The 9703-nt window shown below is 29.3% G+C and carries 9 protein-coding genes and 1 pseudogene; 7 read left to right on the forward strand and 3 right to left on the reverse strand.

The window, feature by feature from the left end:
* On the forward strand, positions 1-85 hold an 85-nt coding region (locus HMPREF3134_RS11980; protein WP_256262271.1), incomplete at its 5' end, for a type I toxin-antitoxin system Fst family toxin.
* Between the two features lie 235 nt (positions 86-320).
* On the opposite strand, the gene HMPREF3134_RS05910 is transcribed toward HMPREF3134_RS11980, so the two are convergent.
* Positions 321-662 carry a winged helix-turn-helix transcriptional regulator gene (locus tag HMPREF3134_RS05910; protein WP_017176821.1) on the reverse strand — a complete coding sequence of 114 codons (342 nt, stop codon included), beginning with the start codon at positions 660-662 and terminating at the stop codon, positions 321-323.
* Between the two features lie 371 nt (positions 663-1033).
* Between HMPREF3134_RS05910 and HMPREF3134_RS05915 the strand changes: the two genes are divergently transcribed.
* Entirely contained in the window at positions 1034-2188 is a 1155-nt protein-coding gene (locus tag HMPREF3134_RS05915) for an MFS transporter (protein WP_009385210.1), read from the forward strand.
* Between the two features lie 251 nt (positions 2189-2439).
* On the opposite strand, the gene HMPREF3134_RS05920 is transcribed toward HMPREF3134_RS05915, so the two are convergent.
* Positions 2440-2634, reverse strand: a complete 195-nt coding sequence (locus HMPREF3134_RS05920; protein WP_141738628.1) for a hypothetical protein — start codon at positions 2632-2634, stop codon at positions 2440-2442.
* 547 nt (positions 2635-3181) lie between these two features.
* Here HMPREF3134_RS05920 and HMPREF3134_RS05925 point away from each other — a divergent pair.
* The gene (locus HMPREF3134_RS05925) at positions 3182-5332 is read left to right on the forward strand and encodes a peptidase domain-containing ABC transporter (protein WP_053031498.1); all 2151 of its coding nucleotides are present in this window, start codon (positions 3182-3184) and stop codon (positions 5330-5332) included.
* A gap of 202 nt (positions 5333-5534) precedes the next feature.
* Positions 5535-6143 (forward strand): recombinase family protein, encoded by a 609-nt coding sequence (locus HMPREF3134_RS05930; protein ID WP_000583537.1) that lies wholly within the window; start codon positions 5535-5537, stop codon positions 6141-6143.
* 204 nt (positions 6144-6347) lie between these two features.
* Here the strand turns inward: HMPREF3134_RS05930 and qacR are convergent, their stop codons facing one another.
* Positions 6348-6914, reverse strand: a complete 567-nt coding sequence (qacR, locus tag HMPREF3134_RS05935) for a multidrug-binding transcriptional regulator QacR (RefSeq protein WP_001832666.1) — start codon at positions 6912-6914, stop codon at positions 6348-6350.
* A 177-nt stretch (positions 6915-7091) separates the two neighbouring features.
* Here qacR and HMPREF3134_RS05940 point away from each other — a divergent pair, with 177 nt between their 5' ends.
* The 3 genes and pseudogenes from HMPREF3134_RS05940 to HMPREF3134_RS12655 all read left to right on the forward strand — a co-directional run.
* Positions 7092-8636 (forward strand): quaternary ammonium compound efflux MFS transporter QacA, encoded by a 1545-nt coding sequence (locus tag HMPREF3134_RS05940; protein WP_000622776.1) that lies wholly within the window; start codon positions 7092-7094, stop codon positions 8634-8636.
* A 204-nt stretch (positions 8637-8840) separates the two neighbouring features.
* Positions 8841-9401, forward strand: a complete 561-nt coding sequence (locus HMPREF3134_RS05945) for a hypothetical protein (RefSeq protein ID WP_001077893.1) — start codon at positions 8841-8843, stop codon at positions 9399-9401.
* A gap of 63 nt (positions 9402-9464) precedes the next feature.
* Positions 9465-9599 (forward strand): annotated as a pseudogene (locus HMPREF3134_RS12655) (HAD hydrolase family protein); the annotation flags it as partial.
* Between the last annotated feature and the right edge of the window lie 104 nt (positions 9600-9703).

Genomic DNA, 9703 nt, shown 5'->3' on the forward strand with positions numbered 1-9703 from the left:
TCACATCACGACCGCAGTCATCAGTGGTTGTATTGTTGCGTTATTTACGCATTGGCTACGTACACGTAACAATAAGAAAAAATAGGCGATATTAGCCAACACCTAAAAATCCCCTCACTATTGCGAGTAGTGAGGGGATTGGTGCATATAATACACGAAGCTCTTGTTAAATATATTATAACACCATAGTGGATAGGAATGCAAAAGATCAAAAACAAAAAAGAAAGACTTAAAACCTGATTAATTCTGTAATTAAAAAAAGTATTTTGATTATATTCTCATCAATGGGGGAGTAGTTCAAATATATCTATGTATAACTTTTATTTCCGTTCCTTTCGTATTCCCTTTATGAATTCCTCATGGATAAATCCCCAATCACACATAGCACTTAATACGGGTTCCAATGATTTTCCATGTTTAGATAAAGAATATTCTACTTTTGGAGGGATTTCGTGATAAACAACACGAGTGATTAGGCCATCCCTTTCTAAGTCTCTAAGTTGTTGCGTTAGTACACCCTGTGTTATTTCAGGAATTAAATGTCTCAATTCCCCGAAACGTTTTGTGCCTTTTACTAAAAGAATAAATAATATATAAGGCTTCCACTTACTACCAATTGCTTGAAGCGTGGTAACAATTCTATATTTTGATTGTTCATCCAACAGAGTATCTCCCCTTTAAAATAACAATGTATAATCATAAATTCGTACTAAGTATATTAATCATATCAAATGAAAAGAACAAAAATAATAAATTAGCCTGATAGATTTCTTGTTTTGTATATATGGATAATTTAACAAAAAATAGGAGTTATTATATCGTACGTGATTGAATTAGTACCTTTTAACATACTAAGTATGAAAGATATGTCTACTTTTCAATCTGAATTTAGATCGGCATAATTATTATAAAGTACAAAATACTTTGTACATATAAAGAAACAATATACCTTCCATTTATTTCATCTTGTAATGAACAGTGTTCTATCATTTTTCGTACTTTTAGGTAAATATTTGAAATTGGAGTTGATTAAATGCCCTTTGTAATTTATGTATTAGGATTACTTATTTTTGCACAAACAACATCAGAATTTATGGTCGCTGGTATAATGCCAGTTCTTTCGGAAGAGTTTGGCGTATCTATCTCTTCTATTGGTTACCTTATTTCAGCTTATTCGGCAGGTATGGTCATCGGAGGCCCCATACTTACCTTAGCTTTACTTAAAGTGGCTCGAAAAAAAGCCCTGTTGACTCTTACTTTTGTGTATTTAATAGGTCAGATACTTGGGGCGATGGCACCCAATTATGAGATAATGTTCGTAGCACGTTTAATTACGGGAATTAGTTCTGCTGCTTGTTTTGGTCTATGTATGGCGATTGCTTTTCAATTAGTGAGTGCGCATACTCGCGGACGTGCTGCTTCCATTGTTTTGGGTGGTTTAATGCTGGCAACCGCAGCTGGTCTTCCAATTACTATTATGGTAGAACAATATTTTGGATGGCGCGCTAGCTTTTGGACTATTGCCTTATTAGTTTTATTAGCAGGCATATTAGCATATATCTTTATTCCATCTGTTGCTCAACAAGAACAGACCAGTGTTCGAAAAGAACTTGGTTTATTTAAAAATTATTCTTTATGGGCGGCTTATGTAACAAGTATGGTAGTTATAGGTGCAATTATTACAGGATTTAGTTACTTTACACCAATTTTAACTAGTATTTCGGGAGTTAAATCGACAACTGTTCCTTATATTCTTGCTGGTTATGGTATAGCAATGGTAATAGGGAATGTTATTGTGGGTCGATTGGCTGATACTTATATGATTTCAGTTTTAGTTGTAGGACTTAGCGTCTTGACAGTTACCTTTGTGGTATTTGGACTTTTTACAGAACTTCCTATGATTGCTGTAATTTCAATAATCACTGTTGGTTTTGTAGGATTATCAATGAATCCTGCTTTAGCCATTCGTGTAACTAGAGTTGGTGGTACAGGTACATTAGTTGCCAGTGTCCATAATTCGATGATTAATTTAGGGAATACATTTGGTCCTGCGATTGGTGGGTTCGCTATTGAGGCTGGATTTGGATTAGCTTCTCCATTATGGGTCGGTTTAATTTTATCTATTATTGCTCTAATATCTTTATTACCTATTGTTAGAGGTAATATCCCTTTTCTTAATACTAAATAGGTGGTCAACATATCTATAGAAAAATAATGGTTCTGATGCAAAGTTAAAAATCATGTAATATTTATACTGAAAAACGAAAAATAATTAATACTAACAAAACTCTTTACTGTTAAAACAATATTTGCTTTTATAGTTTTGTATAGATGTGCATATAATTTTAACTTTGCAACAGAACCCTATTTTTTAATAAAAAACAGTCCAAACGTCTCATGCCTAGGCAGGGGACGTTTGGACTGAGAATACCACTTTTCTTATTTACCATTGAAAGTAGCTTGTTGGCATCTCACAAAATCCAAGCCTCTTTTACCATCATTCCAACATTTGTTAGCTGCCCCAACGTGTTTCCCAGTATTATAAACGGAATCCCCAAAAATACCTCGTTCAGGCCAGTTAATTCCACCTTCAATTTTTCTAGTTTCTTCTACAGTTAATTTTTGCATCTTCAATAACTCCCTTATAATTATTTAATACTATCGTAGCCATCTGAAAAATCTTTACCATACTGATCTACAAATAAAATAGTAGGACCTACAACAGGTAATTTTTTAAATAGACTTTTCAAAATATTCACCCCTTTTTTTGATTTAAATTAATAGTAGCAAAAAATTATTAAAAAAAAGTAAATCTAAGAATAAGATTATTTTTAGGTTTATAAAAGGAAATTTATTCTTTAAGTTTTAGAATTCTATATTATTTAATTCTACATATAACATGTTATTGATTTTAAAAATCATAATACGAAGTTAAATAAAAAATCTCACAATAAAAATGTTCATCATGCTCGTTTGAGAATCCTCCTAATACTCTATCAAAGTCTTCCTATAATTTGTGTTATTACTTCTTCTTGTATGATAGCGCTAATATAACTAATTTGAGTTTTGACAATATTTACATTTAAAAATGAGTTTGTGCTATATTGTTTTTGAAATGTAATATTGATTATAATGTTTTGCTTGTGAAGATATCATTATAAAATAAGATTGGGGCTTATATATGAAGTTTATTAAACAATACGATGAGAGCGACTGTGGACCAGCATGTTTAGCAATGTTAAGTCATCACTTTGGAAAAAAAACATTAATATCTAGAATTAGAGAATGGACAAAAACTGATAAAAACGGTACATCTTTATATGGTATGATTGAAGGTGGGAAACAATTAGGCATTGAATTAACTGGGGTTAAAGCTAAAAAAGTTAATGATATTTCTAATACTGATTTACCTCTGATTGCACATATTACAAATGAGCAAGGATATATGCATTTTATTATCATAGAAAGAAAAACTGAAAACAAAATTTATATTATTGATCCTGCAAAAGGAAAAGAAAAAATTAGTTTTACGGAATTTGAAAAAAAATGGACTGGTATACTGTTGCTTGTTCAGAATGATGTTTCATATGGCTATGATAATAACCTCCCTAGCAAATATAAGTTGCTCACAAAAATATTAAAAAGTAACAAAATTCCTATTTTTAATATTTTTATGTTATCACTGTTCATAAATATATTGGGTATTATAGGTGCATTTTACTTTAAATATCTTGTGGATACTATAATACCTTCTCAAATTATACAAAATTTACATATATTATCTATAGCTGTACTATTTATATACTTAATTAATGCATTGGTTTCTTTAATCAGATATCAAGCTTCTTTAAACTTAAGTCTAAAAATTGATATGAATTTTATGAAAGATTATTATTATCACGTTTTAAATTTACCAATAAAATTTTACGAAACAAGGAAAAGTGGAGAAATTTTATCAAGGTTTTCTGATTTATCTCATATAAGAGAAGCACTTTCTTCAGTTACTATAACATTATTAGTAGACACATTAATGGTTTTAGTTGGTGGAACTGCTTTATTCTTTCAAAGTGCGCTGTTATTTTATATAACATTAATTCTGATTCCAATATATTTAATTATAGGATTATCATTCAGAAAAATATTAAGCAAATATAATAGACTAGTGATGGAACAAGACGCTACTTTAAGTTCATATCTTGTTGAAAGTTTTTCAGGTTATTCAGTAATAAAAAGTTTCGGAGCAGAAAATGAAATATTTAATAAAGGAGTTAATCACTTTAAAAAATTAATCAGAAGATTGTATAAACTTAGTTTTTTTACTAATATGCAACTAACTATTAACACTTTTATGAAAATGACAACGACTTTAATTATCCTTTGGATTGGATCATTTCTTATAATAAAAAATCAGTTGACTTTAGGAGAACTTTTAACGTTCAATGCTTTAGTAATATATTATATAGATCCAATTGAGAGATTAATAAACCTACAGCCACAAATACAATCAGCAATTGTCGCTACGCAAAGATATTTAGATATAACAGATATTAAAACTGAAAATGAAGAAAGAAATAATAATAATACATTAATAGATTCTACTTTCACTTTTACAAATAAACTGGAAATTAGGAATCTTAACTTTCAATATAATTTTAAAGAAGAAGCTTTGAAAAACATTAATATATCAATACTCAAAAATCAAAAAGTTGCTATTATAGGTGAAAGTGGTTCAGGAAAGTCTACTATAGCAAAATTAATTGATAATTTTCATATAAATTATGAAGGTAGTATAACGCTTGATAATACTTCAATAAAAGAAATTCCCAAAAATAAACTGAGAAATTTGATTAGTTTTGTTACACAACAGAATTTTATTTTTGGAGCTACAATTAGAGAAAATTTGACTATTGGATTAAATAGAAAAGTCTCTGATTCTGATATATATAAAGCTTGTAAAATAGTTTGTGCATATGATTTTATAATTAACCTTCCACAAAAATTAGATACTCAATTACATAATGGAGGTTCTAATTTATCTGGTGGACAATTACAAAGAATAGCACTAGCTAGAGCAATATTAAAAGATTCCGATATATTATTATTAGATGAAGCTACCAGTTCTCTAGATGCATCTACTGAAAAAAATATATTAGAGAATATAGATCTTCATTTATCAAGCAAAACAATCATTTTAATCACACATAAATTGACTAATGTTAAAAATGCTGACAACATTTATTTATTAAAGTATGGTCAAATAATTGAAGAGGGAACTCATAAATCATTAATCAATAAAAAAGGTGAATACTATAATCTATGGAAAAATCAATAAGGTTAATGATTTACTTTAACCATTCTTAATGAAAGATTCACCTCTAATAAATATAAAAGAAAAAATCTATATTTATTTTTAGTAAGTTTTAATTATAGATATGTATACTTTGAGTACACCCTAATCATACAAAGAGAGTTATTGAATTTATAATAACTTAAACGTATGATTAGGGTGTATATTAATTGTGGAGTGAAAATGAATGATTATAGGTTATGCAAGAGTATCTTCGGTAGATCAGAATTTAGAGAGACAGCTAGATAATTTGAAAACATTTGGCGTAGAGAAAATATTTACAGAGAAACAATCGGGAAAGTCAGTAGAAAATAGACCCGTATTTCAAGAAGCACTTAACTTTGTGAGAATGGGCGATAGATTTGTAGTAGAATCGATTGATCGCTTAGGTCGTAATTATGATGAAGTGATTAACACAGTTAATTATTTAAAGGATAAAGAAGTTCAATTGATGATTACTAGTTTACCTATGATGAATGAAGTGATTGGTAATCCACTATTAGATAAATTTATGAAAGATTTAATCGTTCAAATCTTAGCAATGGTTTCAGAACAAGAACGAAATGAAAGTAAACGTAGACAAGCACAAGGTATTCAAGTTGCGAAAGAAAAAGGTGTGTATAAAGGACGCCCTTTACTATATTCACCTAATGCTAAAGATCCTCAAAAACGTATTATCTACCATCGTGTTGTTGAAATGTTAGAAGAAGGCAAAGCAATTAGTAAGATTGCGAAAGAGGTTAATATCACAAGACAGACAGTTTATAGAATTAAAAATGGTAAGGGATTATCTTGATAAATGGATTGTTAATGCAAATGAGATCTTCTCACAGCGTCCTAAATTATATGTTATTCATCTATTATGAGATTCTAATAATAAGACAAGAAAAGAGAGTGCGAATTCGCACTCTCCTTTTGTGTAGTACTATTGAAATTTTGTCTTAAAAACGAACGTAATTTAGAAATAATATTTATTGGTATTTCAAGAATATATATATAATTATTTACTAAGTCCATTTAAAAAAATTTGAGAGAACTTGTTCATAAGTTTAATTCTTTCATTAATATTTTGTTCATGTGTAAAGGTAACAATTCCATTAACAGCGTTTGCTGCTATTTTACTAACAGCATTAACATCATTAATACACCATTCGCCATTTAAATTACCCTCCTTAAAAATTACATGATAAGCATCTATATATTTGTTTTCTAATTTATTCATTTTTTCATTAATGCTATTAGTTTTATAATATTCAGTGCAAAATTCAATTATTGCGTTTTGAAGTGGATAATAGTATTCGGTTGTTAAAGATAGTTCATTATATAAATAAAATTTTTCTCTATTAGTTTTACATTTGATTTGTTCCTTTTTCCACTGTTCTTGCCATTTAGATTCTTCTATATTTAAAATTTCTAAAAATAGATTTTCTTTTGTTTTAAAGTGATAATAAAGATTCCCTTTACTACTTTCTGATAATTTAACAATTTCTCCAGTAGTAGTGGCATTATATCCATTTTTTATAAATAATTCCTTTGCGACACCTAGTATTTTATCTTTCAAGTTCATCACGCCTTTAATGAGTATTAAGTACTATCAATGATAGCACAAAAAATTCAAAGAATAATTGTATAACACAATACAGCCATTTAAATTTCGCAAGATTTTTTGTTGTAATATGTAAAAAAATAGATTACAATCCTTATAGACCGATCGCACGGTCTATAAGGATTGGAGGGAACTTAAATGATTTCATTTTTTACAAAAACTACTGATATGATGACATCAAAAAAAAGATGGACTGCACTAGTAGTATTAGCTGTTAGTTTGTTTGTTGTTACAATGGATATGACAATATTAATTATGGCTTTACCGGAATTAGTAAGAGAGTTAGAGCCTTCTGGTACCCAACAGTTATGGATAGTTGATATATACTCTCTTGTTTTAGCTGGCTTTATAATTCCATTGAGTGCCTTTGCTGATAAATGGGGAAGAAAAAAAGCATTATTAACTGGATTTGCTTTATTTGGCCTCGTTTCATTAGCTATATTTTTCGCAGAAAGTGCAGAGTTCGTAATAGCTATTCGATTTTTACTTGGTATTGCAGGTGCTTTAATAATGCCAACTACTCTTTCAATGATAAGAGTAATTTTTGAAAACCCTAAAGAAAGGGCCACTGCATTAGCTGTATGGTCAATCGCTTCATCGATAGGTGCTGTTTTTGGACCAATTATCGGAGGAGCTTTACTTGAGCAATTTTCATGGCACTCGGCATTTTTAATTAATGTACCGTTTGCGATAATAGCAGTTGTAGCAGGTTTATTTTTATTACCAGAGTCTAAGTTATCAAAAGAAAAGTCTCACTCGTGGGATATTCCTTCTACAATTTTATCAATTGCAGGCATGATTGGACTGGTATGGAGTATCAAAGAATTTTCAAAAGAAGGACTAGCAGATATTATTCCATGGGTTGTAATAGTATTAGCAATTACCATGATAGTGATATTTGTTAAACGTAATTTATCAAGTTCTGATCCAATGTTAGACGTAAGACTTTTTAAAAAGAGATCATTTTCAGCTGGTACAATTGCTGCATTTATGACAATGTTTGCAATGGCATCTGTTTTGTTATTAGCTTCACAATGGTTACAGGTTGTGGAAGAACTTTCTCCTTTTAAAGCTGGCTTATACCTATTACCTATGGCAATAGGAGATATGGTGTTTGCACCAATTGCACCCGGATTAGCGGCGCGATTTGGACCGAAAATAGTGTTACCTTCCGGAATTGGAATTGCAGCCATTGGCATGTTTATTATGTATTTCTTTGGTCATCCATTATCATATTCTACAATGGCTTTAGCATTAATTTTAGTTGGAGCTGGTATGGCTTCACTAGCAGTTGCATCTGCTCTAATAATGTTAGAAACACCTACATCAAAAGCAGGTAATGCAGCTGCTGTTGAAGAGTCTATGTATGACCTTGGAAATGTTTTTGGTGTAGCAGTACTTGGTAGCCTATCTTCTATGCTTTATCGTGTATTTTTAGATATTTCATCTTTTTCATCAAAAGGTATAGTTGGAGATTTAGCTCATGTAGCTGAAGAATCTGTAGTGGGCGCTGTCGAAGTAGCTAAAGCTACGGGGATAAAACAGCTTGCAAACGAGGCTGTAACATCATTTAATGATGCTTTTGTAGCAACTGCTTTAGTAGGTGGGATTATCATGATTATCATTTCAATAGTTGTCTATTTGTTAATTCCCAAATCACTTGATATAACTAAACAAAAATAGTACTAAACATATATTTTTAGATATTGTAGATTAGTTTATTTTTAAAATTAGTAATAGTTAAAAAGTAGAACCATTAATTTTAAATGGTTCTACTTTTTTATTATTAAGTAAAATTATAAAAGACAATTTCTTAAATTAATAATATGATATACCTATATCTAATAATTTATTAGTATTAATAAACCTTGAAAGGATGATTAACTGATGAATAGAGCAGATATTTTTAAAATATTTGATGTAGAACTTAATATAACTATATTTTTAGGAGCACTAGTAGCAACTTTCATCTATTTTATAAGTTACATGAACAATGTAAATGAATTAATTACATTATGCTTAACATTAGCTTTTCCTGCATATTTATTAAAAATTAGCAGATCGTTCGAGGTTATTTTATTAGAGGAAAAAATAAAAAATAGTAAAATCAAAATCTGTGACAAAGATAGAATTGAACGAGAGATACTGGTGAAAAAGAACCTAATAGATGAACTATTGTTTCCTAATAGAGTTATTAAAAAATATACACTGACAATTTTAATTTACAGTATAGGTATTATTATTCTTTTACTACTTTGTAATATGTTAAGTTATGGAATTGGTGAAAATGTCAATTTTATCTGGAGATTACTAGCTTGTTATGTAACGAGTGTCACAGTGATTATAGTTGCCTTGATTATAATGATAATGATATTTGATCTTATAATTGGATTACTATTAAATTTTCAAATATTTTTAAAAAATAAAAAGTATGATGACTTTTTATAATTATTCGATTTATATAATGAAAAATTAAATGATTAAACATAGAAACCTCAAAACAAACCATATTTAATAGAGTTTATGGCGCCTTATACAAATAAAGGCTATGCTGTTAAAGAATTATGTAGCTATCTTCAGATTAATATGGATGATGTTTATACTATTGGCGATAGAAAATTGATTTACCTATGTTTAATACCCTAGATAATTCTTCTGATAATTTAGTTTTTGTTAGAGTTTAACATAACTGATGATTATCAGAAGTTTGATTCACATTAAAAAGGCACAACAAGTTCATGAACTTGTTG

Origin of the sequence: Staphylococcus sp. HMSC14D10 (assembly GCF_001808125.1) — a bacterium.
GTDB lineage: Bacteria > Bacillota > Bacilli > Staphylococcales > Staphylococcaceae > Staphylococcus > Staphylococcus haemolyticus.

Excerpts from the sequence above, each read along its gene's own strand:
- HMPREF3134_RS05915 (WP_009385210.1), top strand. The coding sequence starts at position 1,034 with ATGCCCTTTGTAATTTATGTATTAGGATTACTTATTTTTGCACAAACA.
- qacR (WP_001832666.1), bottom strand. The coding sequence starts at position 6,914 with ATGAACTTGAAAGATAAAATACTAGGTGTCGCAAAGGAATTATTTATA.
- HMPREF3134_RS05930 (WP_000583537.1), top strand. The coding sequence starts at position 5,535 with ATGATTATAGGTTATGCAAGAGTATCTTCGGTAGATCAGAATTTAGAG.
- HMPREF3134_RS05940 (WP_000622776.1), top strand. The coding sequence starts at position 7,092 with ATGATTTCATTTTTTACAAAAACTACTGATATGATGACATCAAAAAAA.
- HMPREF3134_RS05945 (WP_001077893.1), top strand. The coding sequence starts at position 8,841 with ATGAATAGAGCAGATATTTTTAAAATATTTGATGTAGAACTTAATATA.
- HMPREF3134_RS05925 (WP_053031498.1), top strand. The coding sequence starts at position 3,182 with ATGAAGTTTATTAAACAATACGATGAGAGCGACTGTGGACCAGCATGT.